Source organism: Marinobacter sp. ES-1 (assembly GCF_000475255.1).
GTDB classification, from domain to species: domain Bacteria; phylum Pseudomonadota; class Gammaproteobacteria; order Pseudomonadales; family Oleiphilaceae; genus Marinobacter; species Marinobacter vinifirmus.
Genome location: NZ_AXBV01000032.1, coordinates 135,308 through 159,384, shown reverse-complemented (window position 1 = coordinate 159,384; position 24,077 = coordinate 135,308). Strand labels below are relative to the sequence as shown.

General features: G+C 59.0%; 21 protein-coding genes and 1 pseudogene. 9 read left to right on the top strand and 13 right to left on the bottom strand.

Going from position 1 to position 24,077, the window contains the following annotated elements; translation table 11 throughout:
* Positions 1 to 198: 198 nt before the first annotated feature.
* The gene (locus Q668_RS04485; RefSeq protein ID WP_022988414.1) at positions 199 to 3,309 is read right to left on the bottom strand and encodes an efflux RND transporter permease subunit; all 3,111 of its coding nucleotides are present in this window, start codon (positions 3,307 to 3,309) and stop codon (positions 199 to 201) included.
* Between the two features lie 12 nt (positions 3,310 to 3,321).
* Positions 3,322 to 4,464: an efflux RND transporter periplasmic adaptor subunit gene (locus tag Q668_RS04480; protein ID WP_273132492.1), complete on the bottom strand. Its 1,143-nt coding sequence runs from the start codon at positions 4,462 to 4,464 to the stop codon at positions 3,322 to 3,324.
* Between the two features lie 196 nt (positions 4,465 to 4,660).
* On the opposite strand from Q668_RS04480, the gene Q668_RS04475 reads away from it, so the two are divergent.
* Together Q668_RS04475 and Q668_RS04470 are read left to right on the top strand one after the other, a co-directional pair.
* Entirely contained in the window at positions 4,661 to 5,437 is a 777-nt protein-coding gene (locus Q668_RS04475) for an IclR family transcriptional regulator (RefSeq protein ID WP_022988413.1), read from the top strand.
* Positions 5,438 to 5,439: 2 nt separating this feature from the next.
* Entirely contained in the window at positions 5,440 to 5,943 is a 504-nt protein-coding gene (locus Q668_RS04470) for a DnaJ domain-containing protein (protein ID WP_022988412.1), read from the top strand.
* Here Q668_RS04470 and Q668_RS04465 read toward each other — a convergent pair whose 3' ends face one another.
* The gene (locus Q668_RS04465; RefSeq protein ID WP_052009669.1) at positions 5,944 to 6,738 is read right to left on the bottom strand and encodes a secretin N-terminal domain-containing protein; all 795 of its coding nucleotides are present in this window, start codon (positions 6,736 to 6,738) and stop codon (positions 5,944 to 5,946) included.
* 366 nt (positions 6,739 to 7,104) lie between these two features.
* Here Q668_RS04465 and Q668_RS04460 point away from each other — a divergent pair, with 366 nt between their 5' ends.
* Positions 7,105 to 8,157 (top strand): 3-deoxy-7-phosphoheptulonate synthase, encoded by a 1,053-nt coding sequence (locus Q668_RS04460; protein WP_022988410.1) that lies wholly within the window; start codon positions 7,105 to 7,107, stop codon positions 8,155 to 8,157.
* Here the strand turns inward: Q668_RS04460 and Q668_RS04455 are convergent.
* The gene (locus Q668_RS04455; RefSeq protein ID WP_022988409.1) at positions 8,102 to 8,773 is read right to left on the bottom strand and encodes a LysE family translocator; all 672 of its coding nucleotides are present in this window, start codon (positions 8,771 to 8,773) and stop codon (positions 8,102 to 8,104) included. The genes Q668_RS04460 and Q668_RS04455 overlap by 56 nt on opposite strands.
* Before the next feature lie 182 nt (positions 8,774 to 8,955).
* Between Q668_RS04455 and Q668_RS04450 the strand changes: the two genes are divergently transcribed.
* Positions 8,956 to 10,395 (top strand): dihydrolipoyl dehydrogenase, encoded by a 1,440-nt coding sequence (locus tag Q668_RS04450; RefSeq protein WP_022988408.1) that lies wholly within the window; start codon positions 8,956 to 8,958, stop codon positions 10,393 to 10,395.
* A 36-nt stretch (positions 10,396 to 10,431) separates the two neighbouring features.
* Here Q668_RS04450 and Q668_RS04445 read toward each other — a convergent pair whose 3' ends face one another.
* Positions 10,432 to 10,707, bottom strand: coding sequence for a DUF2061 domain-containing protein (locus Q668_RS04445; protein WP_022988407.1), 276 nt, complete (start codon positions 10,705 to 10,707; stop codon positions 10,432 to 10,434).
* Positions 10,708 to 10,931: 224 nt separating this feature from the next.
* Between Q668_RS04445 and Q668_RS04440 the strand changes: the two genes are divergently transcribed.
* From Q668_RS04440 to Q668_RS04425, 4 genes are all read left to right on the top strand, one after another.
* Complete coding sequence (locus tag Q668_RS04440) at positions 10,932 to 11,405, top strand: Dps family protein (protein ID WP_022988406.1); 474 nt, start codon at positions 10,932 to 10,934, stop codon at positions 11,403 to 11,405.
* Between the two features lie 154 nt (positions 11,406 to 11,559).
* Positions 11,560 to 13,236: a choice-of-anchor I family protein gene (locus Q668_RS04435; RefSeq protein ID WP_022988405.1), complete on the top strand. Its 1,677-nt coding sequence runs from the start codon at positions 11,560 to 11,562 to the stop codon at positions 13,234 to 13,236.
* Between the two features lie 171 nt (positions 13,237 to 13,407).
* Positions 13,408 to 14,052, top strand: a complete 645-nt coding sequence (locus Q668_RS04430; protein WP_227498279.1) for a DUF2057 domain-containing protein — start codon at positions 13,408 to 13,410, stop codon at positions 14,050 to 14,052.
* A 34-nt stretch (positions 14,053 to 14,086) separates the two neighbouring features.
* Entirely contained in the window at positions 14,087 to 15,055 is a 969-nt protein-coding gene (locus Q668_RS04425) for a porin (RefSeq protein ID WP_022988403.1), read from the top strand.
* Between the two features lie 91 nt (positions 15,056 to 15,146).
* Here the strand turns inward: Q668_RS04425 and Q668_RS04420 are convergent, their stop codons facing one another.
* The 6 genes and pseudogenes from Q668_RS04420 to Q668_RS17750 all read right to left on the bottom strand — a co-directional run.
* Positions 15,147 to 16,271, bottom strand: coding sequence for an NAD(P)/FAD-dependent oxidoreductase (locus Q668_RS04420; RefSeq protein ID WP_022988402.1), 1,125 nt, complete (start codon positions 16,269 to 16,271; stop codon positions 15,147 to 15,149).
* Positions 16,271 to 17,590 (bottom strand): SAM-dependent methyltransferase, encoded by a 1,320-nt coding sequence (locus Q668_RS04415; protein WP_022988401.1) that lies wholly within the window; start codon positions 17,588 to 17,590, stop codon positions 16,271 to 16,273. Before Q668_RS04415 ends, Q668_RS04420 begins: the two co-directional genes overlap by 1 nt.
* 176 nt (positions 17,591 to 17,766) lie before the next feature.
* Positions 17,767 to 19,062 carry a TRAP transporter large permease gene (locus tag Q668_RS04410; RefSeq protein WP_022988400.1) on the bottom strand — a complete coding sequence of 432 codons (1,296 nt, stop codon included), beginning with the start codon at positions 19,060 to 19,062 and terminating at the stop codon, positions 17,767 to 17,769.
* The gene (locus Q668_RS04405; protein WP_022988399.1) at positions 19,059 to 19,604 is read right to left on the bottom strand and encodes a TRAP transporter small permease subunit; all 546 of its coding nucleotides are present in this window, start codon (positions 19,602 to 19,604) and stop codon (positions 19,059 to 19,061) included. Before Q668_RS04405 ends, Q668_RS04410 begins: the two co-directional genes overlap by 4 nt.
* 105 nt (positions 19,605 to 19,709) lie before the next feature.
* Positions 19,710 to 20,786, bottom strand: coding sequence for a TRAP transporter substrate-binding protein (locus Q668_RS04400; protein ID WP_022988398.1), 1,077 nt, complete (start codon positions 20,784 to 20,786; stop codon positions 19,710 to 19,712).
* 184 nt (positions 20,787 to 20,970) lie between these two features.
* Positions 20,971 to 21,054: pseudogene (locus tag Q668_RS17750) on the bottom strand (ATPase); the annotation flags it as partial.
* Positions 21,055 to 21,268: 214 nt separating this feature from the next.
* Here Q668_RS17750 and Q668_RS04395 point away from each other — a divergent pair.
* Entirely contained in the window at positions 21,269 to 22,336 is a 1,068-nt protein-coding gene (locus tag Q668_RS04395; RefSeq protein WP_022988396.1) for a beta-N-acetylglucosaminidase domain-containing protein, read from the top strand.
* Positions 22,337 to 22,341: 5 nt separating this feature from the next.
* Here the strand turns inward: Q668_RS04395 and Q668_RS04390 are convergent, their stop codons facing one another.
* Positions 22,342 to 23,052 (bottom strand): SIMPL domain-containing protein, encoded by a 711-nt coding sequence (locus Q668_RS04390; RefSeq protein ID WP_022988395.1) that lies wholly within the window; start codon positions 23,050 to 23,052, stop codon positions 22,342 to 22,344.
* Between the two features lie 15 nt (positions 23,053 to 23,067).
* Complete coding sequence (locus Q668_RS04385) at positions 23,068 to 24,063, bottom strand: ChaN family lipoprotein (protein ID WP_022988394.1); 996 nt, start codon at positions 24,061 to 24,063, stop codon at positions 23,068 to 23,070.
* Between the last annotated feature and the right edge of the window lie 14 nt (positions 24,064 to 24,077).

Below are 24,077 nucleotides of genomic sequence, written 5' to 3'. Positions count from 1 at the left end.
AGCGACAGGACATTGTCACTATTGCAATTACGCCAGGTGGTGTGGGTTAGATTACCGTGGTTGATGTGTGCGGGTATTGCGGCCTATGCCGCCTATGGTTTCGGTGCCAGCCATGCAGGTTGGGCGGCTATGGGTGGTGTTTTCATCGCTGGATGACCGGGCCCTCCTGGCCCGGCATCACTCTGAGCGGCTGGGCGGTTAATCGTCAGCGGATTTCCGCTTTCCGGTCAGGCCCACCACAAACACGTAGAACAGCGGTACAAAGAAGATCGCCAGGATGGTCGCGGCCAGTGTGCCACCGACCACCGCGGTGCCGATGGCATGCTGGCTGGCGCTGGAGGCACCACTGGCGATGGCCATGGGCAGTACCCCGAAGATGAACGCCAGCGAGGTCATGATGATAGGACGCAGGCGCAGGCGGGCGGCCTCGGCGGTGGCCTGCAGCAGCGGCTTGCCTTCCTGCTCATAAAGCTGTCGGGCAAATTCCACGATCAGAATGGCGTTCTTGGCGGCCAGTCCCATGGTGGTCAGCATACCCACCTGGAAGAACACATCGTTGGACAGCCCTCTGGCCATGGTGGCCAGGACCGCGCCAAGCACACCCAGTGGCACCAGCATGATCACCGCAAACGGAATCGACCAGCTTTCATACAGGGCTGCCAGGCACAGGAACACCACCAGGATCGACAGCAGATACAGCATCATCGCCTGGTTGCCGGCCTGTTTTTCCTCGAACGACAGGCCGGTGTATTCCAGGCCCAGGCCCTGGGGCAGGTCGGCGGCAATGCGTTCCAGTGCGGCCATGGCATCACCGGTACTGTAACCGTTAGCCGGAGCACCCTGGATTTGCGTAGCGGGTACGCCCTGATACCGCTGCAGGCGCGGCGAACCGAACACCCACTCGCCAGTGGCAAAGGCGGCAAAGGGCACCATCTCACCCTGGGCGTTGCGCACAAACCATTTGTCGAAGTCTTCCGGTGCCAGTCGTGAATCCGGTTTGCCCTGCACATAGACTTTCTTCACCCGGCCGTTGTGCAGGAAGTCGTTCACATAGCTTGAACCCCAGGCGGCAGACATGGTGGCATTGATGTCGGCAATGGACACCTGCAACAGCCGGGCTTTTTCGTCATCGATGATCACCTGGTATTGGGGCTCGTCCGGCAGGCCGTTGTGGCGCACCATGTTCAGCTCCGGCGCGGCATTGGCTCTGCTGATAAACTCATTGGTGGCGGCCATCAGGGCGTGGTGGCCGATAGCTCCGTTGTCTTTCAGGTAGAGGTCAAAGCCGGTGGCGTTGCCGAGCTCCAGAATGGCCGGTGGCACAATCGGGAACACGATGGCGTCTTTGATCTGGGCGAACCTTGCCCCGGAGCGACCCGCGAGGGCGAACACGCTCTGGGCAAAGCTTTCCCGGTCAGCAAAGGGCTTCAGGTCCACGAACAGAATACCGGAGTTCTGGCCACGGCCGGCGAAGTTGAAGCCCCGCACAGACATCACGCTCTTGACCACCTCGGACTCTTCTTCCAGCAAATAATTTCCAGCTTCTGCCAGTACGGCTTCGGTGCGCTCGCCCGTGGCATTGGTGGGCAGCTGCACCATCACAATCATCACGCCCTGATCTTCGTCCGGCAGGAACGCGGTGGGCAGGCCCTTGAACAGGAAGCCCACAGCCACGACCAGCAACAGGTACACGCCCATGAAGCGGCCCTTACGTTTGATCAGGTAACTGACGCCTGATTTGTAGCGGTCTGCGCTGCGGTCAAAGGTGCGGTTAAACCAGCCGAAAAAGCCTTTCCTGACGTGCTGGTCGCCGGGTTTCAGCAAGGTGGCGCACAGGGCCGGGGTGAAAATAAATGCCACCAGCACAGAGAACGACATTGCCGAGATGATGGTGACCGAGAACTGCCGGTAGATCACCCCGGTGGCGCCGCCAAAAAAGGCCATGGGCAGGAACACCGCCGAAATCACCAGGCCGATGCCCAGCAGTGCGCCGGAGATCTGGTCCATGGATTTCTTGGCGGCTTCCTTGGGCGACAGCCCCTCTTCTTCCATCAGTCGCTCGACGTTTTCCACTACTACGATGGCGTCGTCCACCAGCAAACCGATGGCCAGGACCATGGCAAACATGGTCATCACGTTGACGGTGAAGCCAAAGGCGTACAGTACGCCAAAGGTAGCCAGCAGAACCACCGGCACCGCCAGTGTGGGAATGATGGTGGCGCGCCAGCTTTGCAGGAACAGGAACATCACCAGGAACACCAGCACCACGGCTTCGATCAGCGTCATGGCGACGGTCTCGATAGACGCCGACACGACCGGTGTGGTGTCGTAGGGGAAGACGATCTCTACGCCTTCAGGCAGAAAGCGTTCCAGTTCTGCCAGGGTTTCTTTTACCCGGCCAGCGGTTTCCAGCTGGTTGGCGCCGGTGGCCAGGCGCAGGGCCATACCGGCTGCCGGCGCGCCGTTGTATTTACCGGTGATGGCGTAGTTCTCGTTGCCCAGATTCACCTCGGCGACCTCGGCCAGGCGCACCTGGGAGCCGTCCGGGTTCACTTTCAGCAGGATGTTTTCGAATTCTTCGGCGGTCTTCATGCGCTGCTTGCCGATAACGGTGGCCTGCAGCTGCACGCCTTCTGCGGTGGGCAGGCCACCGAGCTGGCCGGCAGAGACCTGCACGTTCTGGGCGCGCACCGAATTGATCACGTCCTGCGGGGTCAGCTGGTAGCTGTTGAGTTTTTCCGGGTCGAGCCACAGGCGCATGGCGTACTGGGAGCCGAACAGCAGAAAGTCACCGACGCCCTGGGTTCGCGCAACCGGGTCCTGGATGTTGGATACGATGTAATCGGCCAGGTCGCCCTGGGTGTACTTGCCATCAGGGCTGGTCAGCGCAAAGACGGTGAAGAAGTTCACCTTGTACTTGGATACCCGGATGCCTTGACGCTGCACTTCTTCGGGCAGCAGCGGGTTGGCCAGCTGCAGTTTGTTTTGCACCTGCACCTGGGCGATGTCTGGGTCGGTGCCCTGTTCGAAGGTGGCAATGATGGTCATGCTGCCATCCGAGTTGCTCTCGGAGGAGATGTAGCGCAAGCCGTCCAGGCCGTTGAGCTGTTGCTCGATCACCTGGACCACCGTGTCCTGCACGGTCTGGGCGGAAGCGCCGGGGTAATTCACCGACAAGGCAATCGCCGGCGGGGCGACATCCGGAAACTGGTTAACGGCGAGGTTCTTTACTGCCAGTCCGCCGCCGAGCATCAGCATCAGGGCGACGACCCAGGCAAATATGGGGCGTTCGATAAAAAATCGGGGCATGTCCGGAGCTCCTTATTCGGCCTGGGTTGCGAATTCGGTTTTCAGGTCGACATTGGCTGCCGGTGCCGGCTGCACGGGAATGCCCGGCGCCAGGCGCTGAACGCCCTCGGTCACCACCTGTTCACCGGCCTGCAGCCCCTTTTGCACCAGCCAGGCGTTGCCCACGGTGCGCTCGGTTTCAATCTGGCGGACGCTTACCGTGTTGTCCTCGGCCAGCACCCAGACGGTTGGTACGCCGCGGGTATCGCGTGACACCGCTTGCTGGGGCACCAGGATGGCGTTCGGGCGGGTGCCTTCTTCCACCAGCGCGCGCACAAACATACCCGGCAGCAGCTTGCCATCCGGATTCGGGAACTCAGCCCGCAGGGTGACCGAGCCGGTGCCCTCATCGACCACCACTTCGGAGAACTTCAGCAAACCGGTGTGCGGATAGTCCTGGCCGTTCTCCAGCACCAGCGAGACTTCAACCACGTCGTTCTCATCGGCTTCAATCAGCCCGGCTTCGATAGCGCTCTGCAGGTCCAGGAGGCGGGTGACCGGTTGCACGATGTCCACGTAGATCGGGTCCAGTTGGGTGATGGTGGCCATTTCCTGCTGCTGGCCGCTGGTCACCAGGGCGCCTTCGCTGACTCGCGAACGGCTGATCTTGCCGGTGATCGGGGCTTTCACCCGGGTGTAGTTCATGTTGATGCTGGCGGCTTCGTATTCCGCCTCGGCGCTGCGCAGGGCAGCCAGGGCGTCGTCATACTGCTGCTGGCTGATGGAACGGGTGCCCACCAGGTTTTCGTAGCGCTTGGCCAGGTTGCGGGCATTGGTCAGGCTGGCATTGGCCCGGGCCAGGGCGGCCCGGTAGGGAGCGTCATCGATCTGGTACAGCACTGACCCCTCATCCACTACGCTGCCTTCAACGAACAGTCGCTCTTCAATAATGCCATTCACCTGTGGGCGAACCTCGGCAGTCCGCCAGGCGCGGGTGCGGCCAGGCAGGGCGGAAGACAGGGCCAGTGGTTGTTCTTCCACTTCATACACCCCCACCTGAGGCGCCGGGCGCTGGTTTTGTTGTTGCGGTGCCGGATCGCTGCATCCGGAAAGTACAAAAATACTGGTCAGCAGCAGCGCCAGCAGGCGGCTGTCGGGCAGGTGTTTGTTTGAAATCACAACGTTGTCCCCGTCTGTGGTTGGTTCGGAGGTAATGGGTTCATTGTATTGTATTGTATTGCGGGATTGTAACCGTATTGTGATACAAGGGTAACTTCGGATTCTACTGCGCCGGGGTCGGGAGCCTTGCTTGACATAGCCTGTCTGCGCGCTCGTAATACCGGGTGATCGCAAACCCACGAGTCAGGAATCCATGCAGCAAACAGAAGACACAGGGCACGAAGATCGTCGCCAGGGTGGCATTCAGGTGATTGCCCGGGCAGCGGCGATTATGCGCGAACTCGGAGAGTATCCCGACGGCCTGAGCCTGGCGGAAATCGCCCGGGCCGTGGCCTTGCCCCGCTCTACCATTCAGCGCATTATCGGTGCGCTGGAAACTGAAGGTTTTGTCGAAATGGTGCGGGCTGAAGGCGGTTACCGGCTGGGGCCGGAGCTCGGGCGCCTGCTTTACCACACCCGGATTGACGTGATTTCCGTGGCTCGTCCCCTGCTGGAAGAACTCAGCCACCAGATTGGTGAAACCCTGGTGTTCTGTGGCGTGGAAGCCAACCAGGTGCTTGTGATCGAGCGCATTGTGGCGGAGCGGGAGCTGCGGGTGGTGCCGGCTATGGGGGTGATTCACGTGCCTTTCCATACCACTGCGGTAGGCAAGGCCCTGTTGGCCAGCATGGAAGACAGCAAGGTTGAAAAGATTCTGCGGGATACTTTGCCGTCGGGTAGCGAAGGCGTGGCAGTAAAGCGCCAGTTGCTGGCAGACCTTGAAAAAATCCGCCAGACCGGCGTGGCAGAAGATTTCGAAGAATACATGCCGGATATTGCGGCATTCTCAGTGGCGATGGACACTTACCTTGGTCGTTTTGCAGTGGCAGCAATTGTGCCCGTGAGTCGGGCAAGGACGCACCGCGATAAATACCTTGAACCCCTGAAAACCTTCAAGGCGAAGGTTGAAGCCCGAATCGGGGAGAGTTAAGCATGCAGTTGATTCTCGGCCTGGCCCTGGCGGCCACCGTGTTTGTCATCCTGAAAAAATGGGGTGCGCTGTCGCCGGAAGGCCAGAAAGCGGCCATCTGGAAAGTGGTGCTGGTGGCCGGCGGTGCCCTGTTGCTGTTTATGGTGCTGACCGGCCGGGTGCACGTGATCACTGCCGGTATTGCGGCACTGATTCCGCTGCTGAGAAAACTGCCGGCGCTGATGCGCTACGCGCCGATGTTCCGCAAGGCCATGGACGATTCCTCCGGGCCGGAAGCTTCGGGACAGGCCGGTACGGGTGACCAGCGTGCACCGGTTGCCGGCGCTATGACCGAGCGGGAAGCCTGCGATATTCTGGGAGTGACGCCGGGTTGCACCCGTGAAGAGGTGGTGGCTGCCCACCGCAAGCTGATGCAGAAGGTGCATCCGGATCGCGGTGGTAACGATTACCTGGCCGCCAAGCTCAACGAAGCCCGGGACCTGCTGATCGGCAAACGCGGCGCCTGATCAGGGCAGGATATCCACTTTCACATCGATGGCCAGCTGTTCCGCCAGGCTGCTGTTGCGCTGATAGACCAGGCCGCCCTGCTGGCGGCTTTCCGATGTGCTGACCCCGCCCAGAGACACCCATTGCCCCGGCTCCACCCGGCGGATGGTCACCAGCGCCTCGGTTTCATAGCCGGGCAGTGCTGCCGGGTCTTCCTCGAACGATACAATGTTCAGCTCCACTGCCTGGTCGGAAATTGACTGGGGGCTGACCACAAACCCGCTGCGGGTTTCCACCTGTTCCAGGATCACCGCCGGGTTGCGGCCACCCTGAACGGCGAAGGGCAGGGTGCGCACGCTGCCGGAGGTAATGTGGGCCGATTGCCCGTCCTGAACTACCAGATGGCGCTGGGAGCTTGAGTTGCTGGAACGGCTGCTTTGCTCGACCCCGGCGGATACCCGGTTGCGGTTTACGCTGACACCAGCACCGGAACCCGAGCTGTCTGAACTCTGCTGGTAGCGCACGGTAATGCGCATCTGTACCGGAGGTACATCCAGCGAGCCGACCAGGGTGCCGATTTCATCCAGCAACACAGGCTCTCCCCTTACAACCAGTTGTGTTCCACGGGCCGTTACCGACACCGGAGCTTGCTGGTACAGGGTGCGTACCTGCTGCGCCATGTCTTCGGCGGTGCGGTTCTGCAGCTGGTAAATGCGGGTTTCCTGTTCTGCCCGGGCCGCCGCCGGAGCCGCCAGGCCAAGTATCAGAACGGCCAGCAGGGCCAGAGTGGAAAACCGGGCGAAAGGATTGTGCATCTGGGCCTCCGAAGCCACGTTAACGACACCCACCGGAAAATAATCCGGATTGCGGGTTGCCAATCTGAAAACCGCGGGTATATAGTGAAAAGCATGAAGACTCTACACGCAGCCTGTCAATTGAACGTTCTGAAAGCTTTCGGTGAAAAACTGAAGGCCGCAGGTTCTGCTGTGTATTTTTGGTGGTTTGGTTATGGCTTTTATTTTAGCCAGAGCCCGGGCCGCCCGTAAGATCTTCATCGACCGAACACTACGAGGAAGGCAGCCCGGCAAGCAACCCAGGCTGCCACCGGACTCCGAAAAGCCCCGACTGGTAGCCCAGCCGGGGCTTTTTTGATTCTGACACAGGGAAACGGGAACACAGACATGAACATGCCGCTGAAATCTGAAACACTGGACGCGCAATCCTCCAGCGCCTGCCAGCACCGCCAGGAAGCCAGGTTGCCTACCGCCGCCGAGTTGCGCCAGCAGTTTCCTGCCGATGAGCAACGGGGTCGGGCCATTGCCGGTTACCGTGAACAGATCCGCGCTGTACTGCACGGTCAGGACGACCGCACCCTGATTGTTATGGGGCCCTGCTCCATTCACGACGAACAGGCTGCCCTGGACTACGCCACCCGCCTGAAAGCGCTGTCAGACGACGTCAGTGACCGGTTCCTGATTGTGATGCGCGCCTACCTGGAAAAACCCCGCACCACCGTGGGCTGGAAAGGCCTGTTGTACGATCCTGAGCGTACTGGCCGCGGTGACCTGAAACTGGGGCTGGAGCGTTCCCGCAAGTTATTGCTGGCTTTATCCGAGCTTGGTTTGCCGCTGGCCACTGAAGCCCTGAGTCCATTCATGATGGATTACCTGGGTGACCTGGTGAGCTGGACCGCCATTGGCGCCCGCACCACCGAATCCCAGATCCACCGGGAAATGGTCAGCGGCCTGCCCATGCCCACCGGGTTCAAAAATGGCACCGACGGCGGTATTACCGTGGCCAGCCATGCCATGAAGTCTGCCTCGCACCCTCACCACCACATGGGCATTTCCCACAGTGGCGCGCCGGTGATGATTTCCACCGCTGGCAATCCGGACACCCACCTGGTGCTGCGCGGCGGCCGGGGCGTGACCAACTACGATGAGCTGAGCATCGCCAAGGCAGTGGCAGAGCTGGAAAAAGCCGGGGTATCAACGGCCGTGATGGTGGACTGCAGCCATGACAACGCCTGCAAACAGGCCGAGCGGCAAGTGGACATTGCCCGGGATGTGATGGCCCAGAAGCGCAATGGCAACCGGCACATCAAGGGCCTGATGCTGGAAAGCTTCCTGGAATTCGGTCGCCAGGATGACGGTAAAGAGCTGGTCTACGGCTGCTCGATTACCGATCCGTGCCTGGGCTGGGAACAGACGGAGGCTCTGATCCGCTCACTGTAGACAACAACAGCTGCCCGGCCAGCAGCACCAGAATGCCCCCCATGGCCCGATCAAGCCAGTGTCCGAACCGGTTGAAACCCCGGCGGACACGGGGGTGGGTAAAGAACACCGCCACCATGGCAAACCACAGGCCCGTGGCCAGTGCCATGTACAGGCCATAGCCTGCCTGCAGCAGAATGGGTGTGCCCGGGTTGATCACCACGGAAAACAGGGACACAAAGAACAGCGTTGCCTTGGGGTTCAGGGCGTTGGTCAGAAACCCGAGCCGGAAGGCTGCCATTCCTGTCTGTTGGGTCTTTTTAGCCGCATCCACATGCACTCCGCCCGGCCTGGCCCGCAGGCAGTGCCAGGCGATGTACAGCAGATAAACCGCGCCAACCACCTTCAACACGGTGAACAGCATCACCGACTGCTGGATGATCAGTCCGATACCCAGCAGCGAATAGCCCACATGCAGCAGAATCCCCAGGCCAATACCGATGGCGGTCAGCAAGGCGTTGCGCCGTGACTGAGTGAGGGCCTGGCGCAGCATCACTGCAAAATCGGGCCCCGGGCTGGCAACCGCCAGTAAGTGCACCAGTGCGACCGTCAGAAACTCCAGCCAGTAATTCTGCACCTGTTTGCTCCTGTTAACGTAGTGACCTGTTGAGCGTTATGGTCGTAAACCTGTGAAGGTGGTTGCCGGCAAGCATAGAAGGATTTTTTTCCGGTTTCACCTGTCAGGATTCCGTAAGCTTTCTATACTTATAACTTAACCTGCAGAAAAGACGGGAATTTCCGGTTTTCATAGGAGGCCAGATGAACAAGCGTGACGTGGATGTAGCGATCATCGGCGCCGGCACTGCCGGCATGGTGGCTTATCAGCGGGTGGCAAAGAAAACCGACCGTGTGGTGTTGATCGAGGGCGAACAGTACGGCACAACCTGTGCCCGGGTGGGCTGCATGCCCAGCAAACTGCTGATTGCCGCTGCCGAGCGGGCCCACGACCTTAAATCCGCCGGCGACTTCGGTGTGCTGGTTGGCGATGTCCGCATTGATGGCCGGCTGGTAATGCAGCGGGTACGTGCCGAGCGGGACAAGTTTGTGGCGCCAGTGGTCCGCTCCATGGAGAAACTGCCGGAAGAACATCGCCTGATGGGCCATGCCCGCTTTCTGGATGCCCACCGGCTGGAAGTCGGCGACCATACCGAGGTTCGCGCCGGTCGTATCATCATCGCCACCGGCTCCCGCCCCAACATACCGGGTATCTTCAAGGAAGCCCGGGACCGGCTGGTTGTGAATGACGACATCTTCGACTGGCAGGACCTTCCAGGCTCTGTCGCGGTCTTCGGCCCCGGGGTCATCGGCCTGGAGCTGGGGCAGGCATTAAGCCGGCTGGGGGTTAAGGTGCACCTGTTCGGCGTCAGCGGCGGCATCGGCGGCCTGCGGGATGAGAAAATCCGTGACTACGCGCTGAAAACCTTCAGCGAAGAGTTTGCCTTCAGCCCGAAAACCGAAACCCGCCGGGTGGAACGGACAGACGGTGGTGTGCAGATTACCTGGCTGGAAGACGGCAAAGAGCATCAGGAAACCTTCGACTATCTGCTGGCGGCCACCGGGCGCCGGCCGAATATCGACAACCTGGACATCCAGAACGCCGGCATCGAGCTGGACGACCGGGGCATGCCGGAGTTTGATCCTTACACCCTGCGCTGTGGCGACAGCCATATTTTTATCGTCGGGGATGTGAATAATCATCGGCCGTTGCTGCATGAGGCCGCCGATGAAGGCCGCATCGCCGGAGACAACGCGGCGGCATATCCGGAGGTGCAGACCGGATTGCGCAAAACCCCACTGGCGGTGGTGTTCAGCGACCCCCAGATTGCCTCGGTGGGCCTGACCATTCACCAGGTGGATGAAAAGTGTCGGGGCTGCTTTGCCGTCGGTGAAGTAAGTTTCGAGAACCAGGGCCGCAGCAAGGTAATCGGCAAGAACCGGGGCCTGCTGCGGGTGTATGGCGAGCATGGCAGCGGATTGTTCATGGGCGCGGAAATGTTCGGCCCTGCGGCCGAGCACATTGCCCACCTGTTGGCGTGGTGCGCCCAGAAGCGGATGACCGTGAGCGACATGCTGGAAATGCCGTTCTACCATCCGGTGATTGAAGAGGGCTTGCGATCAGCCCTGAAAGACCTGAACAGAAACCTGAAACTGGGCCCGGAGCCCGCGGAAGGCTGCATGGACTGCGGCCCGGGTGTTTAACCCGGGCCGCAGTGGGAGCTGACCTGTGTCAGTTCACTATGACGTGTGATGTTGCAAGCTTACCGGTGCGGCGGCAGCGTCCCTTGCATTTTGCTGGTGCCGTGCCCATATCTTCTCATGGAAGAAGTAGGCCACGGTGTTGATGGCCGGTTCCACCATGGCAATCAGGCTGCCGATCAGGATGTCACCGGTCAGCAGGTAGGCCACTGTGAAGGCCACGGTAAAGTGGGTGATGGCGAAGGTAATCGTTTTCAAAACCGACTGATCACCTTTCGTGCTGTGCTCGTGGACAAACAGTTTCAGTGTGCTCATGATCAACTCCGCGTTTATCAGGTCTATGATTTAATTTAAGGACAAACGAGAATTATTTTCAAATAGATTATGCGATATCCTGCGATAGGTTCGAGCTATAAGGTTTCAGGCTATCGAATAAGCTTTTACTATTAATGACATTAAGTAATGGAACTGGGCTCAGGGCCCGGAACTGACTTAGAGTAGTAACCAGAGATAACCCGACGACGAATCAGGAGGTTCAAATGGGTAAGAACTTTATTGGTCTGGATACCGAAAAAACCGCCGCACTGGCTAGCTCACTGAATGATCTGCTGGCCAACTACCAGATCTTTTACATGAACGTGCGTGGTTACCACTGGAACATCAAGGGTGAGAACTTCTTCCTGCTGCACGAGAAATTCGAAGAGCTGTACAACGACCTTCTGCTGAAAGTGGATGAAATTGCCGAGCGTGTACTGACCCTGGGCCACCGCCCGGCTCACGCGTTCAGCACCTACATCGAAACCGCCGAAGTGCCGGAGCGCAAAGACGTATCCAACGGCAAAGAAGCGGTTGAGAACATTGTTGAAAGTTTCGGCAAGCTGATTGCCAAGCAGCGCGAACTGCTGGAGCTGGCCGGTGAAGCCGGTGACGAAGGCACCTCCGCCCTGATGAGTGATTACATCTCCGGGCAGGAGAAAGACGTGTGGATGTACCGGAGCTACCTGGGCCAGTAAGCCAGGCAGAACGGTAACCTGAAATGGCGGCTCCCCGGAGCCGCCATTTTCGTATGTGCGTCATCGACTTGTCTTTTTTCTGACGCGGTTTTGTCATCTGTTTGCCATAGCTTGGGCCGTCATTTACACACCGACGACACAACCCGAGGTAAACATGATTTTCCAGCGAACCCTTCTGACCTCCGCCATTCTGGCCGCCACCGTTGGCCTTGCTGCCTGCGCTACCGGCAGCGGTTCTGACACCCAGCCCAAGGCTTCCTTGCCGGGTCTGATCGAACTCAATGTACTGGGAAGCTACAAGGCTCCGGGCAATGTGTTCGATGAAAGCGCCGCCGAAATCGTCGCTCATGATGCTGCCAACCAGCGCCTGTTTGTGGTGAATGCCAATGCGGCCACCGTGGACGTACTGGATATCCGCAACCCGTCTGCACCGGTGCTGGTAAACACCATCGACGCCAGCCGCGAAGGCGCCTCCGCTAACAGTGTGGCGGTGTATGGTGACCTGGTCGCCGTCGCCATCGAAGCCAATGTGAAGCAGGACAACGGCAAGGTTGTGTTCTACAACGCATCTGACCTGTCCAAGGCCGGTGAAGTGACCGTGGGCGCATTGCCAGACATGGTGACTTTCACCCGTGACGGTCAAAAAGTGCTGGTTGCCAACGAAGGTGAACCGAATGACGACTACACCCGAGACCCCGAAGGTTCCGTAAGCGTGATCGACCTGGCTAACGGTGTGGACAAAGCGACAGTGAAAACCGCCGACTTCCGCGCCTTCAACGGTCGCGAACAGGCCCTGCGCGAATCCGGTATCCGTATCTTTGGCCCGGGTGCCTCTGCCGCCCAGGATTTCGAGCCGGAATACATTGCGGTTTCGGTTGATAACACCCGCGCCTGGGTAGCCATGCAGGAAAACAATGCCGTCGCGGTTCTGGACATCGAAAACGCACGCATTCTGGACGTGCTGCCGCTGGGCTTCAAAGACCACCGCATGCTGGGTAACGAGCTGGATGCCAGCAACAAGGATGGCGGCATCAACCTGCGCAACTGGCCCATCAAAGGCATGTACATGCCGGACGCCATGGCCAGCTATGGCTACAACGGCAAGACCTACTACGTGACTGCCAACGAGGGTGACTCTCGGGATTACGATGGCTTTAGTGAAGAATACCGGGTTAAAGACCTGCAGCTGAGCGAGGCTTTCGGCACCGAGGCCCAGCGCAAGGAACTGCAGGACAGCGCCAACCTGGGCCGTCTGAAAGTGACCGGCATCCTGGGCATGGCTAATGATTGCGATCCGTCCAGCAGCGCCACTGATGTAGAGAAAGACTGTGTGTTCGGTGAACTCTACAGCTACGGCGCCCGTTCTTTCTCTATCTGGAACGAGCAGGGCCAGCGGATGTTTGATTCCGGCAACGACTTCGAGCGCATTACCGCTAACCTGATCCCTGAAGGCTTTAATGCGACTAACGATGAAAACGGCGTCGACGACCGTTCAGACGACAAAGGTCCGGAGCCGGAAGCGGTCACCATTGGCGAGATCAACGGCCAGAACTATGCCTTTATCGGCCTGGAGCGGGTGGGTGGCATCATGGTGTACAACGTGACCAATCCCCAGAACCCGCAGTTTGTGCAGTACCTGAACAACCGGGATTTCTCTGCCGACAAGGCGGCGGTAGAAGCTGGCCAGGCCGGTGACCTGGGCCCGGAAGGCCTGGCGTTTATCACCGCAGAAAACAGCCCCAATGGCCAGCCGATCCTGGCAGTCGGAAACGAGGTGAGCGGCACCACCACGCTCTATGGCATCGATGTGGTGGGCGCCTCAGCCAACTGATACTGAAGCCTTTATTGCCCATCAAAACCGCGCCTTCGGGTGCGGTTTTGTTTTTTCGGGCATTGAGTCTTAAAAAAAGCTTTCCCATAACGTTTTGTAATAGCTCTGTCATAACCCCCCTCCATAGTGTCGTCTCAGTTGAGTTAACACCTTAGTCATCGGATTCAGAACGTGACGAGATTTACCCGCATTACCAGTTTGATGATGGCCCTGATGCCGCTGCCGGTTTTGGCAGAGGTACAGCTGACTCTGGGGCCCTGCGTGAACGTACAGGCGGTTCAGGGCAGTGAACAAACGGCTTCGGCTGGCCAGGTCATGACCTTGGCCGATGGCACCGCGCAACTGGTGGTGGAGTGCACCACCGAAATCAGCCGGGAAGAAGTGCTGGAAACCAGCGACGCCTTTGTTGTGCGTTTTGACGCTGCTGACAGCGAGCTGACTCTGAGCGCACCTGACATTGACTCCCGGAACGAGATGGACAGTTTCAATCAGCAGGGCGACTGGCAGCTGACAGACAGCCAGGGCGAACAGGTGGCCTTCACCGCCGATGTGCTCAAGAAAGAAGGTTTCCAGCTGGTGCGGGACTATGCCCGTGAGCTGGCGGCCTATAACCGTTCCGGCGCCGCAGCCGCAGTGACTGCACCGGCAGCCACCGCAGGCCCGGCACCGTTAACCAACCAGGAAGGGTTGTTGCTGGATTCGCACGTCGATCCGGATCAGGAAATGGTCAGCAGGATGCTGCGCTACTGGTATCTGAAAGCTGACGAACAAACTCGAAAAGAGTGGGACAGCTGGGTCGATTCCAGCAACCGATAAACACCAAACCAAACTGAAAGTGGAGTTATAAGAAATGAAGAAGCTTCTTCTGGCTGTTGCTGTGTCTACTGTTGCCGCAGGTTCTGTAAACGCTGCGACCATCTACGAAAAGGACGGATTCACCTACAAGCTCAACGGTGATTTCCAGATTCAGCTGCGTAAGAAAATTGGTGACAACAAAAATGAATATGTTGATTTCGACGACCTGGAAATCAAAAACTACGTAAGCTATGAGCTCGGCAATAACATGAAAGCCTTTGGCCGTCTGGATCTTGACTTTAAAGATCACGCCAATGGTAATGAAGAAGAAATTGCCGGTGACAATTACGCGTCAACAGATGAGCCGATTGAAGAGGCATATGTTGGTATCCAGTACGGCGTAACCTCTTTCTCCTTCGGTAAGCAGAACTTCGCTTCTGACGAATTCGGCATCGAAGAAGCCTATGAAGCACCGCTGGACGAAGATCAGTTTGATGCGGTAGACACAGACGGCGATGACACCTTCCGCGTAGACGTAGAACTGGATCAGGTATACCTGGTTGCAAGCTACGAGCTGGAAGCCGAAGACAAAGATGGCATCACCGGTGAATTCTTCGATCTGTTCGCTGCTACCGAAATCGCTGGTCTGGAACTGGCTGCCGCTTTCCAGCAGCACACTCCGATTGGTGGTGATTCCCTGGACACCTGGGGTCTGAGCGCCGGTTACGACTTTGGCATGTTTGGCCTGGCCGCTGACTACAGTGTCACCGACGACAGCAACACAGATCGCGAAACCACCCTGTATAACGTTGCTGCTACCATCGACGTCACCAGCACTACCGGCGTTGCAATCGGTATGCAGAACCAGGAAGAGGACAACGAAGAAGACGTAACTGGCTGGTACGCTAACGTGACTTATAAGTTCCCGGAAGCCAAGAACGTAAGCGTGTTTGCTGAAATTGCTGACACTGATGAAGACGACACCGACATGGGCTTCCTGGCCGGCATGCGCGTGAAGTTCTAAGCACTACCTCCAAAGCACCAACCACAGTCATACCCACGGTTGGCGCATGGAAAAACAAAGGCCGGGCATCATTGCCCGGCCTTTGTGCTTCTCACACCGCCATATCCAGTGGCGGCACCTGCTGGTGTAAAAACCATTTCTCTGTCACCACCTTCCGTGTAAACCAGTGTGAGCGCATCAGCGTGCTGGCAATGGGTTGCTTGAGCCATTCCGGCAAGTCAAAACCATGTTCCTGCTCAGACGCCCGATTGCCAAAGCGGGCCGCGATCTGTTCGCCGTAGGACTGCAGGGAAACTGCAGAATAATCCGGGGCTTCCTGTATCACTTTCGCAGCCATCAGGGCAGATTCGATGGCCGGGCGGATGCCTTCGCCGCTCTGGGTGTAGGCCAGCCCTGCGGCATCGCCGATCAGCAGCACGCCATCGTCCACCAATGGCCGGTCGGCGTGGGCATACAGCAGATAGGCGTGGCCCTTGAACCGGCCGGGCAGGTCGGCGGGAATGCGGCCGGCTTGCTTCATATCTTCTACAAAGGCTTCCAGGTGATCCGTCAGTCGGTGATTGTCTTCCCGGCCCAGGCCAATGTTCAGGTAGCTGCCTTTGCGGAATACCCAGGCATAGCCTTTGAGATCCCGGCAGAACCAGAGCTCCGGCGTGTCGCCCCGGGCTTCGCAGGCGCGGGCCTGTTCCGGTGTCATCTCGAACTCTACTTCCTTGGCCGCAACCACGGTTTCATGCTTGCCGGGGCCGTTGCCCAGCTGCCGGGCCACCGGGCAGAAGTGACCGCCGGCGCCCACCAGTAACGGCGCCTGCCATTGTTCGTTGATTACCCAGTTGCCGTTGTCACGGGTAATGGATTTTACCGGCGTACCCAGCTGTTTGGTGCAGGACACCCGGCCAAGCAGGTAGTCATCAAACTCGCAGCGGCGGATGCCGTAACTGACCACTTCACCGTGGTCGTTCTCCACCGCGTCCTGGCCCATCATGCCGATGCGGAAGCGGCGAATGGGTTGCAGGGTGCGGCCATTGCCATACCCGGTGGTATCAATATCCAGGCTTGCCAGTACTGCGGGGGTCACCCAGCCTGCGCAGGTTTTATCCCGGGGGAATTTGGCCTTGTCGATAATCAGCACCTGCTTGCCGGCGCCCTCCAGCGCCCGGGCCAGGGTAGCGCCGGCGGGGCCGGCACCGACAATGATCACATCGTAGTAATCCATCAAATGCCCTCCGGTGTGGCTGGGAAGGTATAAAGATCCTGCCGGCTCCGGGGCAGCTGATTGTTATCGCCGTGGGTGAACACCACCTGGAACAGCTGCAATGAGCCGGCCCGGAAGGCGGCAATGGAGCCGGCCAGGTACAGCCGCCATGCCCGGGTAAAGTGCTCGTCGTACATCTCCGTTACCTTGTCCTGGCTGGCGGTGAAATTGTCCATCCAGTGGCTCAGGGTCTGGGCGTAGTGCAGGCGCAGGTTTTCCACATCCAGCACCGAGAAATCGCCGTGTTCGCAGAGTTCCATAAACTCGCCAATGCTGGGGGGGTAGGCGCCGGGGAAAATCCGTTTCTCGATCCAGGCGTTCATCAGCATCGGCCGGTTGCGCCCGATACTGTGCAGCAGGGCAATGCCATCGGGTTTGAGGGAGCGTTTGATCAGTTCCGACAGGGCGGGGTAGTTGTCCTTGCCCACATGCTCCAGCATGCCGATGGAGACGAAGGCATCGTACTGGCCTTCAATGTTGCGGTAGTCGTCTTCCACATAGGTGACCAGGTTATCCAGACCCTGCCGCTCTGCTTCGGCCCGGGCATAGGCCAGCTGTTCCCGGGATATGTTGTAGGCATGCACGGTTACCCCGTAATTGCGGGCCATGTACCGTGCCAGGCCGCCCCAGCCGCAACCGGCTTCTACCACGGTCATGCCCGGTTTCAGGCGCAGTTTGCGGCACACATGTTCCAGTTTGGCCAGCTGGGCCTGTTCCAGGGTGTTGTCTGCCTGTTCGTAATAGGCGCAGGTGTACTGCATTTCCGCCGTATCCAGCCAGAGCCGGTAGAACTCGTTGCCCAGGTCGTAGTGGTGGTGGATGTTTTCCCTGGCTTCGGAAATCCCGGTAGGCCGGGGGTTGTGGTTGCGCCACAGTGCATCCAGCCATTTCGGCCACTTCTGCCGGGCCGCATGAACCGCCCGGTACATGGCTTCCATAAGATCCGGCAGGTCGCCGTCTACTTCCAGCCGGCCGGCGCTGTACAGGTCTCCGAACGCCAGGTTGGGATTGGCCACCAGTGAATACAGGGCTTTGGGATCGGCCAGGCTCAGGGTGAACCGGGCGGGCTGCTGCTCCGGTTCGATGGTCTCGCCGTTCCACAGGCGGAAGCGCACCGGTGGCGAACCGGCCATACGCATCAGCTTGGCCACCAGCCAGCGCTCGTAGCTGTGGGGTTCCCGGTCGGTCTGGCTGTTTTCGAGGGGCAGGGTCAGCACATGGCCCTGGGCTCTTGGGTCGCTTCCGCTATATTCCGGTTTGCGGGCGGTGTTCTGTGTCACGGCAGGCTCTCCCTTTGTTCTCTGTGCTCCTGTGCGGTCCCGAAATCAGGCTGAGAGTCGCGTTTCTGACTCAGTATAGAAAATGATCAGGATTTGTCAGGTATTGGCGAAAACGGAGGGCAAAGCGGGGAGAAAAGCGGGATCGGGCGGGTGCCCGATCCCGGAAGGTACAAGTCTTAGTAAGTAGCACTCATGCCAAACCATTCAGGGAATATGATGATCATCGCCAGCACCAGGATCTGGAGCAGGATGAACGGCAGTATGCCCTTGTAGATATCGGTGGTTTTGACGTTCGGTGGCGCCACCCCTTTCAGGTAGAACAGGGCGAACCCGAACGGTGGCGTCAGGAAGCTGGTTTGCAGGTTCATGGCCACCAGGATGGCGAACCAGAGCATGTTGATGCCCAGGGCTTCGGCCACCGGCGCCAGGATCGGCACGATGATAAACGAAATCTCCACGAAGTCGATAAAGAAGCCCAGAACCAGGATCACCAGCATGGCCAGGATGATGAAGCCCCACTGTTCGCCCGGCAGCATCAGCAGCCATTCTTCCAGAAGGTAGTCGCCGCCGGTGTAGCTGAACACCATGGAGAAGGCGGTAGCACCGATCAGGATGGCGAACACCATGGCGGTTACGCTGACGGTATCCCTGGCCGCATCCCACACCATCTTGAACGAGAACTGGCGATAGATGATGGCCAGGACCACCGCACCCACACCACCCAGTGCGGACGATTCGGTGGGGGTGGCAATGCCGGTAAAGATCGAGCCAAGCACCACCACAATCAGTGCCAGCGGCGGGATAATCGCGAGCAACGCATCGCGTATTTCCTTGCCACGGCTGATGCTGTCATCCGGCGGCATGGCCGGAGCTGTCTGGGGCTTGAGGCGGGTGATCACCAGGATGTAGATAATGTACAGGCCGATCAGAACGATGCCGGGCATCACTGCGGCCTTGAACAGGTCGCCCACCGGCAGGCCCAGCACATCCCCCAGAATGATCAGGATAATGGACGGCGGCACAATCTGGCCCAGGGTGCCGGACGCACAGATAGTACCGGTGGCCAGGCGCTTGTCGTAGTTATGGGCCAGCATCACCGGCAGGGAGATCAGGCCCATGGCCACCACACTGGCGCCGACCACACCGGTGGACGCAGCCAGCAGTGCTCCCACCAGGATGGTGGAGATAGCCAGGCCGCCCGGCAGGCCGCCAAACAGCCGGCCCATGGACGTGAGCAGCTGCTCGGCCAGCCTGGTGCGCTGCAGCACCACGCCCATGAAGATAAACAGCGGCACGGCCATCAAGACGGTGTTCTGCATTACACTCATGATGCGGTAGGGCATGAACGCGAACAGATCCATGCCTTCAGCGAAGATGCCAAAGAACAGCGCCACGCCACCGAAAGTGAAGGCCACCGGGAAACCCAGCATCAGCATGACCAGTGCCACGCCGAACATAATCATGCCGATCATGCCAGACCTCCCGCACTGTGCTCGCCTTCGTATTCTTTATCACCTGCCATCACCCTCAGGGCGTAGGTGGCCATGTTCAGGCCGGCGGTCGCCATAAACACGGCAGAGAAAGGAATCACGGCCTTGATAATCCAGCGGTGTGGCAAGCCGCCCGGGTCGCCGCTGCCTTCACCCATCTGGTAGGCGTCCTGGGCAAAGCTATAACCGTAGAAGCCGATCAGGTAGGCGAAGGGGATTACAAAAATCAGGGCGCCAACCAGGTTAACCCAGGCTTTGCGCTTCTGGCTCCAGTTGGTGTAGAACACGTCTACCCGAACGTGGCTGTCTGTGCGCAGGGCATAGGGAATGCCCAGCAGGAACACCACCGAATACAGGTGCCATTCCATTTCCTGCATGGCGATGGAGACGTCGTTAAACACATACCTTGTGAGCACGTCGTAGAACACGTTGGCGGCCATCAGGATCATGGCAATGCACGCCACCCAGCCACACACTTTCGAGACCCAGGCCAGGCCCTCGTCCAGTTTTATTATCCAGCGCATCTGTACATCGTCCTCCGCAGAGCGGATTTTCTGTTCTGATTAGAAAGCAAAAAGCCGGGACCTCTCCAAGAGCGATCCCGGCTCTGTTGCTGCATGGCGCCCAGTTTACTCGACTTCCGCCATGGTGTTGAGATAGGCCCTTTCGGAAATATCCGTGTAAGCCCGGCTCTGCTCCTGGTAGCTCAGCTGGGAATCAATGATCTTCTTGGCGATTGCACTGTCTTCCGCCGCTTCTGTCAGCAGTTTTTTGTTGGCATCGTACATGGCCTGGAAGATGTCTTCCGGGAACTGTTTGATCTGTACGTTCGGGTAGTCTTGCTTGATGTTGGCCCAGGCCTTGGCGTTTTCATGCTGGGAATGTACCAGCATGTCGTAGGAGGCGGTGCGCATGGCTACCCGCATGATTTCCTGCAGGTCTGCCGGCAGGCGTTCCCATACACGCTTATTGACCAGGAACTGCAGCTCGGTGGCCGGCTCGTGCCAACCGGTGTAGTAGTAATCGGCGATCTGCTGGAAGCCAAGACGCAGATCCAGGGCCGGACCTACCCACTCAACGGCATCAATGGTGTTGCGCTCAAGGGCTGTATACAGCTCGCCCGGGGCGATGTTGGTGGGGTTAACACCCACCTCGGCGAAGACTTCGCCAGCAAAGCCCGGGATGCGCATTTTCAGACCTTGCAGGTCTTCCAGCGACTTGATTTCCTTGCGGAACCAGCCGCCCATCTGCACACCGGTGTTGCCGCCGGGGAACGACAGCATGTTGTGGGGCTCATACACTTCCTGCATCAGCTCCATGCCGCCGCCGTGGTAGAACCAGGCGTACTGTTCCATGGCGTTCATGCCGAACGGCATGCTGGTGAAGAACAGGGTTTCCGGAACCTTGCCTTTCCAGTAGTAGGAGGCAGAGTGGCCCATGTCGTACTGGCCTGCCTTGACCATATCGAACACGCCCAGCGGCGCTTTGTGCTTGTTGGCGGAGTCGATGCGGATGGTCAGCCGGCCGTCAGACATTTTCTCGACGGTTTCGGCAAAACGCTTGGTTGTGTCACCGAAAATGGGAAAGTTGGGGCCCCAGGTTTCGGCCAGTTTCAGGGTGAATTTGTCTTGTGCCAGCGCCTGTGTGGCGGCAAATGTCGTTGCCACAGCCAGTACAGCCGCGGATAGAACAGAACGGATCTTCATTGCTCTTCTAACCTCTGATGTTGTTGTAATTGTCTTTGGCTCAGAGCCAGCCGCTTTTTGGGTGACCGGCTTGTTCTTGCAGTCTAGTTCACAAACACAATGGTTGTGCTATGCAGTTGCTCGAATTAAGACATATGTCTAAGGCCTCGGAGCTATACGAACGGTTTTCACAAATCGTTCATCCGGCCGATTCGTGCAGGCAACGCGCCAGGTGGGCGTGCAGTTGCCGGGTCCAGTCGATCAGGTCTGCGAAGGTTTTGATTTCCATACGGCATATCTCCGGTCAGAATGGCTGTTGAAATGTCGGTTTGTCTGTAAGTCTAGACAATATTCTTTGCCTGCCATGCCCTTTGCCTGTTGATCGGGATCATAAGCCTGATGAGTCGTAGCAATCCCTTCTGTTTCTTCCTGGTTCGCCGGGCCTGACCTGTGCCCGGGTAGGGTATATGATGATAAGAAACCTTGGTCAGGGAGCGAGTGAGATGACGGTAGAGCTGGGTATTATCGAAGGATTTTATGGCCCGGTGTGGAGCTGGGGCGAGCGGCGCCAGCTGGTTAATGCCCTGACCACCCATGGCTATGGTTTCTACCTGTACGCGCCCAAGGCCGATCCATACTTGCGCCGGCGCTGGCAGGAGCCGCATCCGCCGGAACAGGCCGAGGCGTTGGCGGATTTTGCCGGATTCTGCCGGCGCGAAGGGGTGCGTTTCGGCGTGGGGCTGAGCCCGTTCGAGGTTTTCAACAACTTCGATGACGTAGCCCGGGATGCCCTGGCGAAAAAGCTGAAAATGCTGGATCGCCTGGGTATTCAGGAGCTGGCCATCCTGTTCGACGATATGCACCCGGATACCCCGGAACTGGCCCGAACCCAGGCCGGAATTATCCGGTGGGTGCAGGAGCATACCGCGGCTGCAAAAATCAGCGTGTGCCCCACCTACTATTCCGATGACCCGGTGCTGGACCGTGTGTTTGGCCAGCGGCCGGCAGATTACCTGGAAACCCTGGGTGCGGAGCTGGACCGCGATGTGCGGATTTTCTGGACCGGGGAGGAAGTCTGCTCCCGGGAGATTTCACCGGGCCACCTCAAACGTATCAGCCAGTTGCTGGGCCGCAAGCCGCTGCTCTGGGACAACTATCCGGTCAACGACGGCGACCGCATGTCCCGGCACCTGCACCTGCGCGGATTTACCGGTCGCCCTGCGGGCAATGCCGCCTATCTTTCAGGCCACGCCATCAACCCGGCCCTGCAACCGGTGCTCACCAGTATTCCGGCCATCACGCTGGCGGAATCCTATCGTCAGGGGCCGGACTACCAGTATGGCCAGGCGTTTTTGCACGCAGCAAGGGAGGTGTTGGGGCTGGAGCTGGCGGAGCAGCTGCACAAAGACTTGCTGGTGCTGCAGGACACCGGTCTGGGGCGTATCAGCGATGAGAAAAAACAGGCGCTGATGCACACCTACGATGCCTTTGATCACCCGGCTGCCCACGAAATTCTGCGTTGGCTGGCCGGGGATTACCAGGTTACCGACGAAATGGTGGCCACCCAGTAACCCGGTTACTCCAGGTAGTAGTCGAAGGTAGAGACTACACGCACGGTTTTTAACGGCTGCTGTTGTTCAGAAACCCCCGGGGCCTGGTCCCGGGCGAGGATCTGGAAAATCCCCTGATTGGCCCGTCGCAGGCCGCCGAGCTCGGCATCGGCATCCCGGGCAAATTGCTGGGCAGATTCCCGGGCGGCAGCGGTGGCTTCGGCGATCATTTGCGGCTTGATAGCGTTCAGGCCACTGAACAAATAGGTGGGGCCGCCGGGGCCGTAGTCCGACGACAGCACCACACCGGAATCCACCAGTTCGCTCACGTTCTGTGCCGCCTGGCGGATACGGTCTATGTCGGTGCTGCGCACCATCAGGGTCTGGTTGATGATGTACTGCTGCTCGTTGTTGTTGCTGGAGTATGGATTGGCGCGGGTATCGGTAACATCCAGCCGCTGCAGTTCAACCGACGACTCCTCAATCGCCTGCAGTTTCAGAAAGGCCATGATGGCTTCGCGACTGCTGCGGGTTTTGTTCTGGGCTTCGTCCAGCGTGCTGCCGGTGGCGACAAAGCGGATTGGCCACAATGCAAGGTCTGCCTGCACCTCCCGTTCCGCCACGCCCTTGACCGTCACGTAGCGGTCGGCCGTGCGCAGCCCCATCAGTCCTTCGCTGAGCAGAGACGCGGCAAAAATGGCACACAGGCCGATGATCAGGGCAGAGACAACTTTCATGCTTACTCCTTGTGATTAATCACAGTTGGTCGTGGTGCGCTGGCCGAACCGGGCCTGCATGGCCTCTCGCTCCCGTTCCGGGTCTCGGAATTCCCGGGGCATGGGCTGGATAAAGTACAGATAGTCGCCTTTGTGGCGGTGCTTTGCCAGCGGCATGTCTGCTTCGTTGGCCGGCCATTCGACAGGCGAGATTACCGTGATATCCAGTTCCGGTGCACGTTGTTCCAGCACCGCCACGGTACCAAGGCGCTGCTCGCTGTGGAAGGTGCCGGTGGTATGCACCAGTTGATGCCCGGGCCGGTTGCGGAGCGCTTCCACCATCCGGTGCGCCATGGTGTTATCCCGGAGCAGTTGGGCCTGGTAGGTGTTGAGCATGCGCCCGGAGAGTTCAGCCTGTTCCGTACCATGGCTGCCGCTGATGGCGTCTATGAACTTGTCCCGATATTCCGGGGTGTCCAGGAAGGCCTGCTGCGGCAGGGCTGAGCGCTGCGCTTCCGGCAACCTGTCCAGGTAAGCCTTACCCTCCCGGCCGACACAGCGAACCGTATCCGCCGGTGCGTTGGCGGCGATCACCGGTAACTGATGCTGGCGTGCAAATTCCACCAGCGGCCGGTAGGAGGCCTTGTAGTTGTCCCAGGCGTTGGCGTCTTCCAGCATTTCGGTTTCGCCGGTTGTGCCGGCCAGGTAGGCATCCACGGCAGCCTGGTGGTCCAGGTTGAACTGTTCCATGCTCAGGATCTGGGCGGGGTTTTGCCGGTGCAGGGCTTGTTGCAGCCGGGCCTGGAGCAGGTGGGAAGCGTGGTGGCCGTGGTACTCGCCGATCACTAAGATATCGGTATCGGCCAGCTGGCGGGCCAGCTCTTCAACGGTAACCGGAGTGCCGTTCTTCGCTGCCACAACCACCGCATCGTACTGGCTGCCGGGCCGTGCCGGAATGTTGTCCGCCGGCACAGCGGCGCACCCGGTGACGGTGGCGAGTGTTAACAGGAGGCTGGCGAATAAAGGTTTCATAGGGGCTTATACGC

Coding starts and splice junctions, on each gene's coding strand:
- Q668_RS04410 (WP_022988400.1), bottom strand. CDS start 19,062: ATGATCGGCATGATTATGTTCGGCGTGGCACTGGTCATGCTGATGCTG.
- Q668_RS04400 (WP_022988398.1), bottom strand. CDS start 20,786: ATGAAGATCCGTTCTGTTCTATCCGCGGCTGTACTGGCTGTGGCAACG.
- Q668_RS04395 (WP_022988396.1), top strand. CDS start 21,269: ATGACGGTAGAGCTGGGTATTATCGAAGGATTTTATGGCCCGGTGTGG.
- Q668_RS04445 (WP_022988407.1), bottom strand. CDS start 10,707: ATGAGCACACTGAAACTGTTTGTCCACGAGCACAGCACGAAAGGTGAT.
- Q668_RS04460 (WP_022988410.1), top strand. CDS start 7,105: ATGAACATGCCGCTGAAATCTGAAACACTGGACGCGCAATCCTCCAGC.
- Q668_RS04470 (WP_022988412.1), top strand. CDS start 5,440: ATGCAGTTGATTCTCGGCCTGGCCCTGGCGGCCACCGTGTTTGTCATC.
- Q668_RS04450 (WP_022988408.1), top strand. CDS start 8,956: ATGAACAAGCGTGACGTGGATGTAGCGATCATCGGCGCCGGCACTGCC.
- Q668_RS04440 (WP_022988406.1), top strand. CDS start 10,932: ATGGGTAAGAACTTTATTGGTCTGGATACCGAAAAAACCGCCGCACTG.
- Q668_RS04390 (WP_022988395.1), bottom strand. CDS start 23,052: ATGAAAGTTGTCTCTGCCCTGATCATCGGCCTGTGTGCCATTTTTGCC.
- Q668_RS04485 (WP_022988414.1), bottom strand. CDS start 3,309: ATGCCCCGATTTTTTATCGAACGCCCCATATTTGCCTGGGTCGTCGCC.
- Q668_RS04435 (WP_022988405.1), top strand. CDS start 11,560: ATGATTTTCCAGCGAACCCTTCTGACCTCCGCCATTCTGGCCGCCACC.
- Q668_RS04385 (WP_022988394.1), bottom strand. CDS start 24,063: ATGAAACCTTTATTCGCCAGCCTCCTGTTAACACTCGCCACCGTCACC.
- Q668_RS04405 (WP_022988399.1), bottom strand. CDS start 19,604: ATGCGCTGGATAATAAAACTGGACGAGGGCCTGGCCTGGGTCTCGAAA.
- Q668_RS04420 (WP_022988402.1), bottom strand. CDS start 16,271: ATGGATTACTACGATGTGATCATTGTCGGTGCCGGCCCCGCCGGCGCT.
- Q668_RS04425 (WP_022988403.1), top strand. CDS start 14,087: ATGAAGAAGCTTCTTCTGGCTGTTGCTGTGTCTACTGTTGCCGCAGGT.
- Q668_RS04475 (WP_022988413.1), top strand. CDS start 4,661: ATGCAGCAAACAGAAGACACAGGGCACGAAGATCGTCGCCAGGGTGGC.
- Q668_RS04465 (WP_052009669.1), bottom strand. CDS start 6,738: ATGCACAATCCTTTCGCCCGGTTTTCCACTCTGGCCCTGCTGGCCGTT.